Genomic DNA, 16974 nt, shown 5'->3' on the forward strand with positions numbered 1-16974 from the left:
CCCGCCCACCGATTCCGCCACCAGCGTGGCCCCGACCACGCCACAACCACGCCTCAACCCGACACCCTGGCACAGCCCGTGACACCGTGAACCGGACACCCGGCCGGAGACAGGACGCCCGGCCAGCCACCAGACGGCCCCGCCGCCACCGGACGCCCGGCCGCCACCGGGCCGGCGGGGGGCCGGCGGGCGGACAAGGGCCTGCCGGCACCCTGTGGAGCTGATGTCGTAAACGACTCAACGGCGCCGCCCGCGGAACCCGCCGCCGACGGAGAGAGGTGGACGGCCCCGGGCCGGGCAGCGGAGCCCCGCCTCCCGGCCGCGCGGGAGGAACGAACCCGCCAGCGACAGACGGGCCGGAACCCACCCGGGATGTGGCCCGCCGTGCCCGGCGCAGGGACGCCTGACCGCCCGGAGCCGGGCACGGCCGGCCACACCCCCATCCCTGAGGACACCCGAGAGCGCCAGGCACCGACCGGGCCGAATCGTCTACGACATCAGCTCCACAGGACCGACAGGACAGTCGGCGCCGGCTTGCGGCTGCCTGACCGGGGCCGCGCCGGGCCGGCGGCACCCGGGGTGGAGCCACCCCGGCGGGTGGCTGGCACGATGGCGCGCATGGAGATCTGGAACAACCCCACCTGCTCCAAGTGCGCCGGCGCCCGCTCGGCGCTGGACGACGCCGGCGTCGGCTATCAGGTCCGTCCGTACCTGGACCGGCCGCCGACCGCCGAGGAACTGGTCGAGGTGCTGCGCCGGCTCGACGCACGGCCCTGGGACGTCTGCCGGCTCCAGGAGCCGGCGGCGGTCGCCCGGGGGATGGCGGACTGGCCGCGCGACCCGGCGGCGGAGCCCCGCTGGATCGCGGCGATGGTCGCCGCACCGGAGCTGATCCAACGCCCGATCCTGCTGCTCGACGACGGCGGCGCGCTCGTCGGCCGTACCCCCGAGGCGCTGGACGAGGCCGTGCGCCGCGCCGGCGGCACCGACCGCACGGGCTGACCGGCCCGGCGGCGACGCCGGCCCGCGCGGCTCCCGGCGCCGATCAGGCGAGCGGGGCGAGGAACTCCAGGCGGTTGCCGTGCACGTCCTCGGTGTGGAAGCGGCGCATCCCGGGCAGCTCGCCATCGCCCCAGGTGACCGGGTGACCGGCGGCGGCGAGCCGGGCGGCGAGCGCGTCCAGGTCCGGCCGAAGCAGGGCCGGGTGCGCCTTGCGGGCGGGCCGGAAGTCGTCCTCCACGCCGAGGTGCAGTTCGGCGCCGTACCCGGTGAACCAGCAGCCACCGCGGGCCACGAGCACCGGCGGCTTGGGCTTCTCGGTCATGCCGAGCAGGCCGACGTAGAAGGCCCGGGACGCCTCCTCGGAACCGCGTGGGCAGGCCAGCTGAACGTGATGGATCATGGTGGTACCTCCTCGTCCCGAACCATGGCACGAGGTTGCGGAGTTAGCAAGACGGACGTACGGTTTTGTTGAAAGCGAGAATCGGCGGTAAGTGTCCCCTAACCACGGCGGCACTCCGACCGGTGCGACAGACTGCTCAGGACTACTCACGGTCGCTGGTGTGAAGGAGTACGACGTGGCGAGCCTCGACACCTTCGGTGCGAAGACCCAGCTACGCGTCGGAGACGCGAGCTACGAGATTTTCAAGATCAGCAAGGTGGACGGCCACGAGCGGCTGCCCTACAGCTTGAAGATCCTGCTGGAGAACCTGCTGCGGACCGAGGACGGCGCGAACATCACCGCCGACCACATCCGGCAGCTCGGCGCGTGGGACGCCACCGCGGACCCGAGCGTGGAGATCCAGTTCACCCCGGCGCGGGTGCTCATGCAGGACTTCACCGGCGTGCCCTGCGTGGTCGACCTGGCCACCATGCGCGAGGCCGTACGCGACCTCGGCGGCGACCCGGCCAAGGTCAACCCGCTCGCCCCGGCCGAGCTGGTCATCGACCACTCGGTCATCGCCGACCTGTTCGGCCGCGAGGACGCCTTCGAGCGCAACGTCGAGCTGGAGTACCAGCGCAACAGGGAGCGCTACCAGTTCCTGCGCTGGGGCCAGACCGCGTTCAACGAGTTCAAGGTGGTCCCGCCGGGCACCGGCATCGTGCACCAGGTCAACATCGAGTACCTGGCCCGTACGGTGATGGAGCGCAACGGGCAGGCCTACCCGGACACCGTGGTCGGCACCGACTCGCACACCACGATGGTCAACGGCCTGGGCGTGCTGGGCTGGGGCGTCGGCGGCATCGAGGCCGAGGCCGCGATGCTCGGCCAGCCGGTCAGCATGCTGATCCCGCGGGTGGTGGGCTTCAAGCTCTCCGGCGAGATGCCGGCTGGCACCACCGCCACCGATCTGGTGCTCACCATCACCGAGATGCTGCGAAAGCACGGCGTGGTCGGCAAGTTCGTCGAGTTCTACGGCCCGGGCGTGAGCGCCGTGCCGCTGGCCAACCGGGCCACCATCGGCAACATGTCGCCCGAGTACGGCTCCACCGTGGCGATCTTCCCGATCGACGCCGAGACCGTCCGCTACCTGGAGCTGACCGGCCGCGACCCGCAGCAGGTCGCGCTGGTCGAGGCGTACGCCAAGGAGCAGGGCCTCTGGCACGACCCGGACGCCGAGCCGGAGTACTCGGAGCGCCTCGAGCTCGACCTGAGCACCATCGAGCCGTCCCTGGCCGGCCCCAAGCGCCCGCAGGACCGGGTGCCGCTGGGCAGCGCCAAGACGTTGTTCCGCTCGGCGCTGACCGACTACGTGGCCGCCGACGAGACCGGTGGCGACCGGGGCCGCAAGCCCGGCGTGCCGCAGGAGGAGAAGCCGTTCGGGGTCGTGGGCCACGCCGACGAGGCCAGCGCCGAGTCCTTCCCGGCCAGCGACTCGCCGGCCAACGGCGTCAACGACCCGGCCGACGCCCCGCGCGACCTGGAGACCGCGGCGGTCGGCGCCGGCGGGCGCGCCACCAACCCGATCCGGGTCACCGGCGCCGACGGCGTCGAGTACGAGCTGGACCACGGCGCCGTGGTGATCGCCGCGATCACCTCCTGCACCAACACCTCAAACCCGCAGGTCATGATCGGCGCCGCGCTGCTGGCCCGCAACGCGGTGGAGAAGGGGCTCACCCGCAAGCCGTGGGTGAAGACCACCCTGGCACCCGGCTCCAAGGTCGTCATGGACTACTACGAGCGGGCCGGCCTCACCCCGTACCTGGACAAGCTCGGCTTCAACCTGGTCGGCTACGGCTGCACCACCTGCATCGGCAACTCCGGCCCGCTGCCCGAGGAGGTCTCGGCCGCCGTCAACGAGAACGACCTGGCCGTCGTCTCGGTGCTCTCCGGCAACCGGAACTTCGAGGGCCGGATCAACCCGGACGTCAAGATGAACTACCTGGCGTCCCCGCCGCTGGTGGTCGCGTACGCGCTCGCCGGCACTATGGACATCGACCTGGCCAACGAGCCGATCGGCGAGGACAACCAGGGCAACCCGGTCTTCCTGCGCGACATCTGGCCGAACACCGCCGAGATCCAGGACGTCATCGCCTCCGCGATCGGCGCCTCCGGGTTCAGCTCGGCGTACGCGGACGTCTTCGCCGGTGACGAGCGGTGGCAGTCGCTGCCCACCCCGACCGGCGACACGTTCGCCTGGGAGGGCGAGTCCACCTACGTGCGCAGGCCCCCGTACTTCGAGGGCATGCAGCGGGAGCCGCAGGCGGTCAGCGACATCGCCGGCGCCTGGGTGCTGGCCAAGCTGGGCGACTCGGTGACCACCGACCACATCTCCCCGGCCGGCTCGATCAAGGCGGACTCCCCCGCCGGGAAGTACCTGGCCGAGCACGGCGTGCCGCGGCACGAGTTCAACTCGTACGGCTCGCGCCGGGGCAACCACGAGGTCATGATCCGGGGCACCTTCGCCAACATCCGGCTGCGCAACCAGCTGGTGCCGGGCGTGGAGGGCGGCTTCACGGTCAACCACCTGACCGGCGAGCAGACCTCGATCTACGACGCCTCGGTGGACTACCAGGAGGCCGGCGTCCCGCTGGTCGTCCTGGCCGGCAAGGAGTACGGCTCCGGCTCGTCGCGGGACTGGGCGGCCAAGGGCACCATGCTGCTCGGCGTCAAGGCGGTCATCGCCGAGTCGTACGAGCGGATCCACCGCTCGAACCTGATCGGTATGGGCGTGCTGCCGCTGCAGTTCCCGGCCGGCGAGACCGCCGAGTCGCTCGGCCTGGCCGGCACCGAGACGTTCTCGATCTCCGGGGTGACCGCGCTGAACGACGGCGAGACGCCGCGTACGGTCAAGGTCAGCACCGACACCGGCGTCGAGTTCGACGCGGTGGTCCGGATCGACACCCCGGGTGAGGCGGACTACTACCGGCATGGTGGCATCCTGCAGTACGTGCTGCGGCGCATGATCGCCAGCTGACACCACGGCGGAAGGGCCCCTTCCCGCGCGAGCGGGAAGGGGCCCTTCGTCGTACGCCTCCGGCCGGCGACGCCGGGCGACCGGCCGCCGGAGCCGGCCGGGTCACTCGGCGCGGCGGCGGGCTTCCCGGGTCTTCATGGCGTGCTCCATCAGGGTGATGAGCACCTCCTTGCTGGACTCCCGCTGCCGGGCGTCACAGAGCAGCACCGGCACCCCCGGGTCCAGGTTGAGCGCCGCCTGCACCTCGTCCAGCCGGTACTGCCGGGCGCCCTCGAAGCAGTTCACCGCCACCACGAACGGGGTGCCCCGCCCCTCGAAGTAGTCGATGGAGGGGAAGCAGTCGGCGAGTCGGCGGGTGTCCGCCAGCACCACCGCGCCGATCGCACCGAGCGCCAGCTCGTCCCAGACGAACCAGAACCGGTCCTGCCCGGGGGTGCCGAAGAGGTAGAGCACCAGGTCGTCGCTGATGGTGATGCGTCCGAAGTCCATCGCCACCGTGGTGGTGGTCTTGCCCTCCACGCCGGACAGGTCGTCGATGCCGACGCCGGTCTCGGTCAGCACCTCCTCGGTACGCAACGGGCGTGTTTCGCTGACCGCACCGACCATGGTGGTCTTGCCCACGCCGAATCCACCCGCGACCAGGATCTTGATCGCGGTGGGCAGTGGGGTCGCTCCCGCCGGCCGCTCAGAGTGCCCGTAGTCCATTGATTACCGCCTCGAAAACGCTGTTGTCGGGAAGGCCGGCCGTGTTCCGCGGCTCGCGGACCTGCACCAGGTTGCGGGCCACCAGATCGCCGAGCAGGACGCGGATGGTGCCCACCGGCAGGTCCAGGTGGGCGGCGATCTCGGCGACGGACTGCATCCGCTGGCAGAGCCCGACGATCGCCAGGTGCTCCGGGCCCAGGCCGACCTCCGGCGTCACGTCGGCCCGGGTCGCCGTCACCAGGGAGATCAGGTCGAACGTGCCGGTGACCGGGCGGGCCCGGCCACGCGTCACCGCGTACGGACGCACCACCGGACCCGCATGGTCGTCCACCCACTGATGTTCCGCGGATTCTCCCTGCACCGTCATCGCGGCTACTTCTCGCCGGTCGACTGCTCGGCGTTGCGTGTCGGCGAGGCGACGAACTTGCCGACCCGGGTGACCAGCATCGCCATCTCGTAGGCGATCAGGCCGACGTCGGCGTCCTCGCTGGCCAGCACGGCGAGGCAGGCGTTGCGCCCGGCGGCCGTGACGAACAGGAACGAGGACTGCATCTCGATGATGGTCTGCTGCACCTGCCCGCCGCCGAAGCGCTTGCCGGCACCCCGGGCCAGGCTCTGGATCCCGGCCGCCATCGCCGCGAGGTGCTCTCCGTCGTCCCGGCTGAGCCCCTGCGAGGAGGCCATCAGCAGGCCGTCCGTCGAGAGCGCGACCGCATGCTCGGCCTGCTTCACCCGGCCGACCAGATCATCCAGCAACCACGTCAGGTCGGCACTCGAAGCCGTCTTCTGCGCCACTCGTCGTCCTCTTCTCCCCCGGCTGTTGTCGCCGTGCTCGTGTGGGGCTGACCGTCACCTCGCGGGGCGGGATTCCCGCACCGCGGCGCCGGTCAGGTCGCTTGCTGCTCGTCGGGGTCGGGCCCGGAATCCGGCTTGGCGCCGGGCCCGCCGAGCAGTCGCGCCGCGTCCGTACGCCCGCGCCGGGTACCGGTCTGATAAGAGCTCATCATCCGGCGTACCTGCTCGGGCGGACGGACCACGTCCTCGTCGTCGTCCGCTGCGGCCGGCTCATCGCGCAACTCGGGCACGATGTTGGCCTGCCGGATCCGGACGGGCAGCCCGGAGTCGGTCCGGGCCGGTTCCGGCTCTGCGGCGCTGGCGCCGTCCGGCCGGGCGGCGGTGGCCGGCGTGCCGTCGCCGGCGGGCGCCGGGGCGGCCGGGCCGCCGGTCGTCGCGGCATCCACCTCGGGGCGCATCACGGCGGCCATCGGTAGGCCGGTCGGGAAGGTCGGCCCGTCCAGGGCCGCCTGCTCCGACCAGCGCCGCGCCCGGTTCGGCAGCGGGTCCTCGCCGACCGGCAGCGTCCGGCCGCGGGTCCGGGTGGGCAGTCCCCCACCGTCACCGCCGTCACCGCCGCTGGCGGCACCGTCACCGTCGGCGGCGACCGGGGCCACCTGCTCCGGCTCGGCGACGGCCGGCGGCTCGGCGAGTGCCACCGGCGCCGCCACGGGTGCGGGCGGCTGCTCGGCGGCCGGCGCGCCCGCGCCGGCGCTCGTGGCCGCGGTGCCGGCCGTGACCGGGGCGCCGACCGGGAAGCCGCCGGAGGTGCTCGGGTCCTCGCCCTCGGCGGTGACCAGGTCGGCCGGGATCAGCACGACCGCGGTAGTGCCGCCGTACGCGGACTCCTTGAGCTGCACGCGGATGCCGTGCCGCTCGGTCAGCCGGCTCACCACGTAGAGGCCCAACCGCGCGGCGTTGGCCAGGTTGAGGTCGGACTGGTCCACGATCCGGTGGTTCGCGGCGGCCAGGTCCTCCTCGCTCATGCCCAGGCCGCGGTCCTCGATCTCGATGGCGAAGCCGTTGGCCACCATCTGCCCGCGCACCTCGACCGTGGTGTGCGGTGGCGAGAACGACAGGCCGTTCTCGATCAGCTCGGCGAGCAGGTGGATGACGTCACCCACCGCCCGGCCGGTCAGCGACACCGGCCCCAGCGGCAGCACGTTGACCCGGGTGTAGTCCTCGACCTCGGCGACCGCACCGCGGACCACGTCCACCATCGGCACGTTGCGCCGCCAGGCGCGGCCGGGCGTGGAGCCGGAGAGCACGATCAGGTTTTCCGCGTTGCGCCGCATCCGGGTGGCCAGGTGGTCGACCCGGAACAGGTCCTCCAGCTCCTCCGCGTCCTGCTCCCGCCGCTCCATCGCGTCGAGCAGGGTGAGCTGGCGGTGCACCAGCGCCTGGGTGCGCCGGGCCAGGCTGAGGAACACCTCGCGGACGTTGCGACGCAGCTCGGCCTGCTCGACCGCGGTCCGGATCGCCGTCTCCTGCACCGCGTTGAAGGCCTTGCCCACCTGGCCGATCTCGTCGTCGCCGAACTCCAGCGGCGGCGCCTCCTTGGCCACGTCGACCTCCTCGCCGTGGCCGAGCCGCTCGACCACGCCGGGCAGCCGCTCGTTGGCCAGCCGGAAGGCCGCCTCGCGCAGCCGCTCCAGCTGGCGGACCAGGGCCCGGGCCGTGGTGATCGACACGATGATCGACGCGATGACGGCGAGCAGGCCGAGACCGGCGGCGAGCACCAGCCGGACGATGACGCCGATCGCGATCGGGGTGGCCCGGTCGACGATGTCGTCGCCACCGGCCAGCACCACGTCGCCGATCTCGGTCAGCGCGGGACCGGTGGTGTCGTTCCACTCGGCCGCGTTGACCGCCGGCCGGGTGCCGGACTCGCTCTGCATGACCCGGTTCTCCAGGTCGGCCAGCCGGCGGAAGGTCGCGCCGGTCGACATCTGGTCGTGGCGCCGCTGGTCGGCGGCGGGCAGCCGGACGATCGCCTGGGCGGCGGTGAACTGCCGGGCGCCGACGATCCGGGTGAACTCCGCCCGCTCCGCGGGGGTGATCCGCCCGGCGGCCAGCACTCCGGCGAGCAGGGCGTCCTCCTGGGACAGCAGCTCGCGGGCCCGGTTCAGGCCGATCAGCGCGGCGGTGTCCTCGGCGGCCTGCTCGTCGTCGAGGTTGCCGAGCGCGTCGTAGACCCGGTAGATCGACTCGATCAGTTCGGTGAACGCGCCACCGGCCTCGGCCCGGTCGATGCTCTTCTCGTCGACCGCGGTGCGGGTGCCCGGCAGCGCGTCGAGCTCGCCGACCAGCTCGTCCAGCCGCTGGTCGAGCCCGTCGCTGCCCAGCGTGGCGACCTGCCAGCTGTCGATGGACTCGGTGAAGTCCTCGGCCAGCTGGTCGGTGCGCTGCCGCACCTCGGCCAGGGCCGCCCGCTGCCCGTCGTCCGGACGGCCGAGGAAGGTCAGCGACGTCCGGCGTTCCAACTGCAGCTGCAGCAGCAGCGGCTCGGTGGGGTTGAAGACCTTGCTGTCCAACGCCTGCACGCCGAGCAGGTTCACGCCGTCCCGGATGGTCACCCAGGCGGTGAAGCTCCAGAGCGCGACCAGCGAGGCGAGCAGGGCGACAACCTTGGTACGCAGATTCGAACTGCGGGAACCCATTACACCGTCCCTGGCGTGGCCTGTTTGATCCGTCAGTCAGTCGCGCACGTACGCGCACGCATCGACCCCGGCGCACGCTAGCAGCGTCCGCTTCGTCACTCAAGCGCTCCTGATCATGGAATTGTCCGACGACGCCTCCCGCGGCGCCGCCACACCCGCCCCGAGCAGGTCCGATCTGGTCAGCGCGAGCTGCCGAGCCGCGAGCACGGCCGCCCGGACGATCAGCACCGGAGCGTAGAGGTCCTTGTCGTGCCACAGTGGCGGGTCGGACCGGGGGCCGTCCACGGTGACGAGGTGGTGCAGGCCCCGGCGCGCCGCTTCGGGCACGCCCGGCCGCACCGGCCGGTCGACGCCGAGCAGCACCTGCAGCGCGTACGCGGTCTCCTCCACGGTGCCGCTCCAGCGCCCCCACGACCCGTCCGGCCGCTGGCTGGCCACCACCCAGTCGACGGCCCGGTCCACCGCCGCCCCGGCCACCTCGGCCGGCGCGTAGCCGGCCAGCGCCAGCACCGCGCAGGAGGTGGCGTAGTACGGCGAGGCGTGCCAGCGGTCGGACCACCGCCCGTCGGACTGCTGCTGCTCGCGCAACCAGCCGGCGAGCGCGGCGACCCGATCGCCGTACCGGGCGGCGCCCGACGCGGAGTGCCGGGCGTGCCAGCCCAGCGCCTCCAGCACGTGGGCGTTGGTGGTGATCGACCGCCCGTCCTCGCCGCGCCAGGTGCAGAAGTGGCTGCCCACGTCGTAGTGGAGCAGGCTGGCCGGGTCCACCGGGTGGCCGAGCCGGGCCAGCGCGTAGAGGGCGGCCGAGGTGGTGTCGGCGTCGGCCGGCAGGCCCGGCCCGGTCGGGGTGCCCTGCGGGCCGAGCGCGCCGGCCAGGTCCGCGACCAGCTTCGGCGCCGGCCGCACCGGCACGCCGGCCCGGGCCAGGCTGCTGAGCGTCCAGGCCCGCTCGAAGACCGTGATGGGGGTGCAGCAGGGCACGGGGCCGCCGTGCTGGCGCACCGCCTCCGCCAGGTAGGCCGTCACGGCCGGCTGCACCGCGTCCGGGGCGTCTCCTACCCAGGCCGCGGTGGCCGCCGGCGAGGCCCCCACGGCGCCGGCGACCGGCGCGACGTCGGGCCGCCCCCGGGCGGCCGGGCCGAGCACCTCGAAGGCGTGCAGGAGCTTCTGCGGCACCGGCCGGCCGCCGGCCAGCAGCGCGCCGAGCCCGTCCAGCCGCCGCCGGTCCACCCGGGGCAGGCGCCGACCGGCCCAGCCGTCCGGGCCCGTGCCGGGGCGGTCGTCGAACCACTCGAGGTGGGCGTCGATCCGCTCGACCAACGCCGGCACGATCAGGTCGGCGGCCGGGGTGTCCGGCAGCGGCAGGCACTCGGCGAGCCACCCGTCGAGCGCTTCCAGGCCGCGGCCGGCCGCTGCCGCGAGGTCGGCGGCCGGTTGGCCGTCCCCGCCGCCGGCGCGCAGCGTGGCGAGCAGGGCCTCCACCGCGCTGGCGGTCGGCACCAGGGCGTAGCCGCCGGGCGCGCCCCATCCGCCGTCGCGGCGCTGGCTGCCCAGCAGGTACGTCAGCCGCCGGCCGTGGCCGGTGAGCCAGGGCGCGTGGGTCACCAGCCGCCCGGTCTCGTACACCGACGCGGTCACCCGGCCGGCCGGTTCGAGAGCCATCGCGGCGAGCAGTTCCCGGGCCGCCGCGACGATCTCCGATTGCGCCGCCGTGTCGAGCTCCGCGCTGGTCACAGCGCACCCCAGAAGTCCGTGGACCGGTAGAAGCCGCTGCTGAAGCCGATCTGCCGGGCCAGGTAGTCCGCCTGCACCGGGCAGCTGTCCCGCAGCGGGGCCAGCAGCTCGCGGGCGTGCCCGACCAGCTCGTCGATCCGCCGCCGCACCTCGGCCGGGTCGTCCACCAGCAGCAGCGCGTTGAGGTCGCCCCAGCGCAGGTCCCGCTCGTAGGTGCCGAGGTCGTTGACCAGGCGCAGGATCCGCTGCACCTCGGCGCTGGCGACCACCAGCTCGTCCAGATGGGCGAGTGTGGCCGGGTCGTCGGAGTGGATCCAGTGCACGACGTTGACCACCGTGCAGGCCAGGTTGTCGGCGTTGTCCAGGTACTCGGCGAGGGTGGGCAGGCCGTCGCCGGCGTTCTGCTTCCAGTCCCACTCCCGCGCCATCGCGTCGAGCACCTTGCGCAGCTCGGCCCGCCACACCGGGGCGTGGGTCCGGTACGCCGGCACGGTGGCCAGTTCGTCGCGCAGTTCGGCGAGGAACCGGCCGAGGGGATCGTCGGCGGCCGGGGCGGTGCCGTCGGCCACCGCGAGGCAGTTTGCGGTCAACCGGTCGATCTCGTCCCGGCTCTTGGCGACGTAGTCGACCTGCCAGTCGACCGCGAAGCCCCAGAGCACCGCCCGGTTGGTGATCCGCAGCTGGTCGAGGTCGCACCACGGGGCACCGAACGCGATGGCCATCGCGACGTTGCCGAACAGCGCCGGGTCGAACGGCCGGGGCGGGAAGAGCTCCGGGTACGCGGCGGCGCGTTCGGCCAGGTCACGTTGGCCCTTGGCGGCGAGGGCGCAGATCCGGCCCTGTTCGGCGGCCAGCGCGATCTGGTCGCCGCCGGCAAGCGGCGGCGACTCGGGCAGCGGGCTCATGCCGCGGCGCTCCGGGCCGGCCGCAGGGTCAGCTCGACCCGGTCGAGCGGTCGCAGCGCCGCCGCCACCTTGATGCCGGGCACCTCCGGCCGCTGCAGGCGGAACCGGTAGCGGCTCAGCAGGGTCGCCACGATCAGCGTCGCCTCGAGGTAGAACAGGTGCATACCCAGGCACTGGTGCGGGCCGCCGCCGAACGGGAAGTGCGCGTAGCGGTGCCGGCTGCGGGCCCGTTCCGGGGCGAACCGGTCGGGATCGAAGACCTCCGGCCGGTCCCAGAACATCGACATCCGGTGGGTGATCAGCGGGCTGACCACGAGGGTGGCGCCGGCCTCGATCCGCACCCCGCCGATCACGTCCGCCTCGACCGCGCGGCGCGGGAAGAGCCAGCCGATCGGGTAGAGCCGGAGCAGTTCGTCGAGCACCTGCCGGGTGTAGCGCAGCTCGCGCAGGTGTTCCCGGCGCACCGGGGCGTCGCCGACCACCCGGTCGATCTCCTCGTAGAGCCGGGCGGCGACCTGCGGGTCCCGCTCGATGTGCGGCCAGAGCCAGGTGAGCACGCTGATCGTGGTCTCGGTGGTGGTGGCCACCATGGCCACCGTGTCGTTGCGGACCTGACGCTCGTCGAGGCGGCTGCCGTCCTCGGTGCGACCCCGCCAGAGGGTGGAGATGATGTCGTCCCCGTCGGACTCCGCGGTCTCCCGGGAGGCCCGGACGATCGGCAGCAGCAGGTCGTCGATGAGCCGGACGGCCCGACGGAACGCGCGGTCACCGGGCATCGGCACGGCCAGCGGGGCCCAGGGCACCATGATGCGGGGCATCACCGACCAGGCGATCGCGTCCTGCGCCTCCATGATCTTCATGGCGTCCGACACCGAGATCTTGTCGGCGAAGAAGACCCGCATGATCGCCGAGCAGACGATCCGGGCCTGCTCGGTGCCCATGTCGACCGGGTGGCCGGCCCGGGCCGACGCGTCCAGCTCGTCGACCGCGTCCTCGATCGCCACGGCCAGCCGGTCGACCAGCCCGTCGATCCGGCGCGCGGTGAAGAGCGGCTGGAGGATGTGCCGGCTGTTCGACCAGTACTCGCCGTCGCTGAGGATGCCCTCGCCGAACAACCGCTTCAGCGGTCGCCACTGGAGCCCGTCACCGGCCCGGACGTAGTTCGCGGACTTCTCCCGGAGCACCTGCTGCAGGTGCTCCGGCCGGGTCACCAGGTAGGGGCGGAACGAACCGAGGTTGAGCTTGACCACCTCGCCTCGGGACCGTTCCCCGAATTCGACCAACGCCCGCGCCGGATCACGGAGCAGGCTCGGTACCACCTGGCGCAGTGGGACCGCGTCCGCTCGTCGGGTGTGGACGGGCGCGGTGTGTGACACTCCCACGTGCTCTGTGCCCCCTTCGGCAACTGTGCGTCGTGACGTGACTGTGATGAGTCAACGCTCAGCCGAGCATGCCATTGCCGAGTCAACTTTCTCTAGTCGCACCAAGAGAAATTTTCGTGACCGGAAATCCCTTGCTCCACAAGGGAATGACGTGGGAACCCTCAGCGCCGCAGATCCCGCAGGTAGCGGTGCTCGGCCCCGATCGGGCGGTAACCGTACCGCCGGTTCAGCGCCAGCATCGCCTCGTTGCCGGCGTCGTTGACCGTGATGGCCTGCCGGTAGCCGGCGGCCCGGGCCGCGCGCAGCGACGCGTCCTTCACCAGCCGGGCCAGCCCCCGGCCGCGCCAGTCGCGGCGGGTTCCGGTCATCCCCGACTGGTACCGGTCCCGGCCGTCGGTCAGCGCCACACTGAAGGCGACCACCATCCCGTCCAGGACGGCCACCGTGGTCAGCGCCCGGTCCAGGTCCGGCCGCTCCCAGTACGCCGCCCGCCAGTCGGCGTAGCTGACCTCCGCCATCCCGACGTCACCGGGCTCGTCCCGGGCGGCGTCCAGGTCCGCCTCGTAGAGCAGGCGCGGGTCGTCCAGGTCGACCGCCGCGGCCAGCCGCACCGGCACCGCCACCGGCGGGGACTCGGGCAGCGCCGCGGCGGCCAGGTCCAGGCCCAGCAGCACGGAGCGGCGGCCGGGGCGGTAGCCGCGCCGGTCGGCGAAGGAGACCGCCGCCGCCTCGTCGGCCACCCGGGCGTACGCCCGCCGCACGCCCAGCCCGACGAGCCGCGCCTCGGCGGCGGCGAGCAGTGCCGAGCCCACGCCGCGGCCCCGCCACCAGGGGTGCACGGCCAGGTTGACGAAGCCCCACCCGGGCTCGCCGCTCTCGTGCAGCAGCCCGGTCCGGGCGACCCCGACCAGCTCGCCGCCGGCCTCGGCGACCAGCAGCCCGAAGCGTTCCGCCGCCGGAGCGCCGGTCAGCTGCCAGCGGACCAGTTCCGGGGTGGCGATGTACGGCAGGGTGGCCCCCAGCAGCCCGGCGACGGGCTCCGCGTCGCTCGGGCCGCCGGGGCGGACGGTTGCGGTCATGGCCCGGCAACCTACCGCAGCGGGCCGGCCGGCGCGGATCGGGCGGAATCGGCCGGGGATGAATCCGCGCGGCTCCGGGCACCCTGTGCCAGGCTCAGGGACATGGACGACAAGACCATCCTGAACCGGATCTCCGAGCTGGTCGACGAGGAGCACCGGCTGCGCGCGGACGCGCAGGCCAACGAGACGGGCACCGACGACGAGGCCCGCGAGCGGCTGCGCGAGTTGGAGGAATCCCTCGACCAGTGCTGGGACCTGCTGCGCCGCCGGCGGGCCGCCCGGCAGACCCACGGCGACCCGGACGCCCAGGGCGTACGCCCCAAGCCGGAGGTCGAGCGCTACCTCCAGTGAGATCCGACGGCGCGTGCCGGGCGGCCGTCAGGTCGCCCGGCACGCGTTCGCCTCAGCGGATGCCCGCTTCGCGCAGCAGTTCCCCGGTCAGCGCGGTCGGATCGGCCTGCGCGGCCGGCAGGCCGCGCGCCGCGAACCAGCTGCTGACCACCCGGACGTCCCGGGCCAGGAACTCCGGGCCCTGCGGGTTGGCCACCACGTCGACCACCTGGGGCAGGTCGATCAACACCAGCCGCCCCCGGTGCACCAGCAGGTTGTACGGCGACAGGTCGCCGTGCGCGTAGCCGGCGCGGGCGAGGACGACCAGCGCGTCGACCAGTTGCGTCCACAGGTCGCGCAGCTGGGCGGGATCGGGCCGCAGCTGGGCCAGCCGGGGCGCGGCCCGCCCCTCCTCGGGCTCGCCCACGAACTCCAGCATCAGGTCGGTGCCCCGCAGCTGGACGGGGTACGGCACGGCGATCCGGCCGTGCGCGGCGCCGATCTCCCAGAGCCGGGACAGCGCGGCGAACTCGGCCGCCGCCCACTGCCCGGCGATCATCTGCCGGCCGAAGGCGGTCCGGCCGGCCATCGCCCGCATCTCCCGGGACCGGCGCACCCGGCGCCCCTCCAGGTAGCCGGCGTCGCGGTGGAACAGCCGGTGCTCGGGGTCCCGGTACCGCTTGACGGCCAGCAGGCAGGACCGGTCGGTGTCGGGCACCGCCCGGCGCACCAGGTGGACGTCCGCCTCCTTGCCGGTCTTGAGCACACCGAGTTCGGTGTCCTTGGCGGCCAGTTCGGTGACCAGCCAGGCCGGGCGGGGCTGCGGACCGTGCACGGCGTCGTCCCAGGAGGACCAACGCTCCCCGGTGTCCGGGTCCGGCTCGGCGTCCGGCTCGGCGAGGGCGGGCTCGGCTGCCCGGCCGCGCTTCAGGAAGAACGGTTCGTCGTCGTCGAAGCGGCGCTTGCCGCGGGTACGGCGCTCGGGCGCCGGAAGGTCGTGATCGCGCACTGCGGTGGTGATCCCTTGCTCGAGGCTGATGGAGGCAGGTGGAAGTGACCTGCGAAGACGGCCATGACCGACCCCCTCTCCTCGACCGGGCGCACGCCCGGGATCGCACGATGCGCCGACCATGCTCGCGACCCGGTCGCGGCCGGTCAACCGAATTACCCGCCCGGGCGCGCGGCGTGGTCGCCGCCGGGGCGTCCGCCGCACGCCGTCGGGAGCCGCGGCTGCGCTCAGCCGGCGAGCACGGTGGCGACGGCGGCGATCAGGCCGTCCGCCGTCCGGGTCGGCGCGAACCGCGGGTCCGTCCAGGTACGTCCCCGGTGCAGCCAGACGCTGGGCAGGCCGACCGCGGCGGCGCCACCGATGTCCGCCTCCGGGCTGTCGCCGACCACCCAGGCCCCACGCAGCGGCATCCGGACCCGCTGGGCGGCCTGCGCGAAGATCCTCGGGTTGGGTTTGCTGACCCCGGCCTCCTCGGAGATCACCCAGTCGGCCACGAACCGGTCCAGCCCGGTCCGCCGGATCATCGCCTCCTGCTGGCGTACCGTGCCGTTGCTGACCACCACCGGCACCCACCCGGCGTCGTCGGCGATCCGCAGCGCGCAGGCGACCAGCGGGTCCAGCCGGACGTTGGCCACCACCCCGTCGTACAGCTCCTCGACCAGGTCGATGGAGGGGATGCGCAGCGCGTACCGGTCCCGGATGGCGTCGGCCACGTCCCACTTGTCGGTGAGCCCGTCGGCGTCGATGGAGACCAGCCAGTCGATGTCGGCCGGCGGCGCGCCGATGCCGTCCAGGAACCGTTCACCCCAGGCGCGGAACGGGCCGGTCCGGTCGAGCAGGGTGTTGTCCAGGTCCAGCAGGAGCAGCGGCACTCGGGCACCCTACGGGACGCCGGTGCCCCGCCGACAGGGCCCGGCGGTCTACCTCCCGGACGAGCGGCGGGGCCCTCCGGGGCGACCGGGGCACCGGCTCGCGCGCGGGTCAGGCGGTGAGCACCGCCCGGGCGGGTCCCTGGTCCGGCAGGCGGTCCACCAGCATCGAGTGGGCCGCCCGGGTGGCCGCCAGGGCGGCCGGGTCGAGCGTCGCCACCAACACGTCCTCGCCGGTGTCCGCGCCCCGCGCCAGCGGGCGGCCCTCCGGGTCGTAGACCGCCGCGCCGCCGTTGAACCGCCACGGCGGCTCGCCGCCGACGGCGTTGGCGAAGACCACGAACATCGTGTTGTCCAGCGCCCGGGCCGGGTAGTAGAGGTCGCGGCGGTGCTCGGAGCCGGCCAGGTAGCCGCTCGGGCAGAGGTAGCCGTGCGCCCCGTCGGCCGCGGCGGCCCGGCCGTGTTCGGGGAAGCAGCCGTCGTAGCAGATGCCGAGGCCGAGCCGCCACCCGTCGACCAGCAGGGTGGCGCCCCGCCGGCCGGGGGTGAACAGGTCCCGCTCGTCGCCCCAGAGCTGCTGCTTGTCGTAGCCGACCCGGACGCCCCCGGCACGGTCGACCACGAGCGAGGAGATGGTCCGCCGGCCGTCCGGGTGCCGGACCGCCGCGCCGACCACCACCACCGTGCCGCCGTCGCGGGCGGCGGCCCGCAGCGGGTCCAGCCGCGGGTCGTCGACGACGCCCGCCGCCGGGTCGGCCGCGACGTCGGTGCCGGCCGGGTCGGCCGCCAGCGTCGGCGGGTGGTACGCGGGCAGGAAGAGCTCCGGCAGCACCGCCACCCGGGCGCCCCGGCCGGCGGCCTGCCGGACCAGCCGGGCGGCCGTCTCGGCGTTGCCGGCCACGTCCCCGGGGACCGGTTCGGCCTGCACTGCCGCCACGGTCAGCGGTGCGGCGGGTACGGCGGCGGGGGCGGGGGGTGGCGTCACGGCGCGATCCTATCGGGAGCGCGGTGCCGGAGTGATCAACCGACGGACGAACCCAAGCCGTACG

Annotated in this window: 15 protein-coding genes; 3 read left to right on the forward strand and 12 right to left on the reverse strand. The window is 73.7% G+C overall.

Annotation, left to right across the window (positions count from 1 at the left end):
- Window positions 1-618: 618 nt before the first annotated feature.
- A complete protein-coding gene (locus tag ACVCAH_RS32245) occupies window positions 619-1002 on the forward strand; it encodes an arsenate reductase family protein (RefSeq protein ID WP_447140022.1) in 384 nt (127 codons plus the stop codon).
- A gap of 43 nt (window positions 1003-1045) precedes the next feature.
- Here ACVCAH_RS32245 and ACVCAH_RS32250 read toward each other — a convergent pair whose 3' ends face one another.
- Window positions 1046-1402 carry a glyoxalase gene (locus ACVCAH_RS32250; RefSeq protein WP_447140023.1) on the reverse strand — a complete coding sequence of 119 codons (357 nt, stop codon included), beginning with the start codon at window positions 1400-1402 and terminating at the stop codon, window positions 1046-1048.
- Between the two features lie 160 nt (window positions 1403-1562).
- On the opposite strand from ACVCAH_RS32250, the gene ACVCAH_RS32255 reads away from it, so the two are divergent.
- A complete protein-coding gene (locus ACVCAH_RS32255) occupies window positions 1563-4418 on the forward strand; it encodes an aconitate hydratase (RefSeq protein WP_447140024.1) in 2856 nt (951 codons plus the stop codon).
- Window positions 4419-4520: 102 nt separating this feature from the next.
- Here the strand turns inward: ACVCAH_RS32255 and ACVCAH_RS32260 are convergent, their stop codons facing one another.
- The 8 genes from ACVCAH_RS32260 to ACVCAH_RS32295 form a co-directional block, all read right to left on the reverse strand.
- Entirely contained in the window at window positions 4521-5123 is a 603-nt protein-coding gene (locus ACVCAH_RS32260) for a GTP-binding protein (protein WP_447140025.1), read from the reverse strand.
- Window positions 5104-5490, reverse strand: coding sequence for a DUF742 domain-containing protein (locus tag ACVCAH_RS32265; protein ID WP_088992931.1), 387 nt, complete (start codon window positions 5488-5490; stop codon window positions 5104-5106). Before ACVCAH_RS32265 ends, ACVCAH_RS32260 begins: the two co-directional genes overlap by 20 nt.
- Before the next feature lie 5 nt (window positions 5491-5495).
- Window positions 5496-5918: a roadblock/LC7 domain-containing protein gene (locus tag ACVCAH_RS32270; RefSeq protein WP_447140026.1), complete on the reverse strand. Its 423-nt coding sequence runs from the start codon at window positions 5916-5918 to the stop codon at window positions 5496-5498.
- 92 nt (window positions 5919-6010) lie between these two features.
- The gene (locus ACVCAH_RS32275) at window positions 6011-8617 is read right to left on the reverse strand and encodes a sensor histidine kinase (protein ID WP_447140027.1); all 2607 of its coding nucleotides are present in this window, start codon (window positions 8615-8617) and stop codon (window positions 6011-6013) included.
- Between the two features lie 99 nt (window positions 8618-8716).
- A complete protein-coding gene (locus ACVCAH_RS32280; RefSeq protein WP_447140028.1) occupies window positions 8717-10351 on the reverse strand; it encodes a prenyltransferase in 1635 nt (544 codons plus the stop codon).
- The gene (locus tag ACVCAH_RS32285) at window positions 10348-11247 is read right to left on the reverse strand and encodes a terpene synthase family protein (protein WP_447140052.1); all 900 of its coding nucleotides are present in this window, start codon (window positions 11245-11247) and stop codon (window positions 10348-10350) included. The genes ACVCAH_RS32280 and ACVCAH_RS32285 overlap by 4 nt, the downstream gene beginning before the upstream one ends.
- A 5-nt stretch (window positions 11248-11252) precedes the next feature.
- Entirely contained in the window at window positions 11253-12638 is a 1386-nt protein-coding gene (locus tag ACVCAH_RS32290) for a cytochrome P450 (protein WP_447140029.1), read from the reverse strand.
- Between the two features lie 161 nt (window positions 12639-12799).
- Window positions 12800-13717, reverse strand: coding sequence for an N-acetyltransferase family protein (locus ACVCAH_RS32295; RefSeq protein ID WP_447140030.1), 918 nt, complete (start codon window positions 13715-13717; stop codon window positions 12800-12802).
- A gap of 102 nt (window positions 13718-13819) precedes the next feature.
- Between ACVCAH_RS32295 and ACVCAH_RS32300 the strand changes: the two genes are divergently transcribed.
- Window positions 13820-14068, forward strand: coding sequence for a DUF2630 family protein (locus ACVCAH_RS32300; RefSeq protein WP_447140031.1), 249 nt, complete (start codon window positions 13820-13822; stop codon window positions 14066-14068).
- A 52-nt stretch (window positions 14069-14120) separates the two neighbouring features.
- Here ACVCAH_RS32300 and ACVCAH_RS32305 read toward each other — a convergent pair whose 3' ends face one another.
- From ACVCAH_RS32305 to ACVCAH_RS32315, 3 genes are all read right to left on the reverse strand, one after another.
- Window positions 14121-15056 carry a serine protein kinase RIO gene (locus tag ACVCAH_RS32305; RefSeq protein WP_447140032.1) on the reverse strand — a complete coding sequence of 312 codons (936 nt, stop codon included), beginning with the start codon at window positions 15054-15056 and terminating at the stop codon, window positions 14121-14123.
- 227 nt (window positions 15057-15283) lie between these two features.
- Window positions 15284-15928 carry an HAD family hydrolase gene (locus ACVCAH_RS32310; protein ID WP_447140033.1) on the reverse strand — a complete coding sequence of 215 codons (645 nt, stop codon included), beginning with the start codon at window positions 15926-15928 and terminating at the stop codon, window positions 15284-15286.
- 109 nt (window positions 15929-16037) lie between these two features.
- The gene (locus tag ACVCAH_RS32315) at window positions 16038-16910 is read right to left on the reverse strand and encodes a carbon-nitrogen hydrolase family protein (RefSeq protein ID WP_447140034.1); all 873 of its coding nucleotides are present in this window, start codon (window positions 16908-16910) and stop codon (window positions 16038-16040) included.
- Between the last annotated feature and the right edge of the window lie 64 nt (window positions 16911-16974).

The sequence above is a fragment of the Micromonospora sp. LZ34 genome (assembly GCF_052981855.1).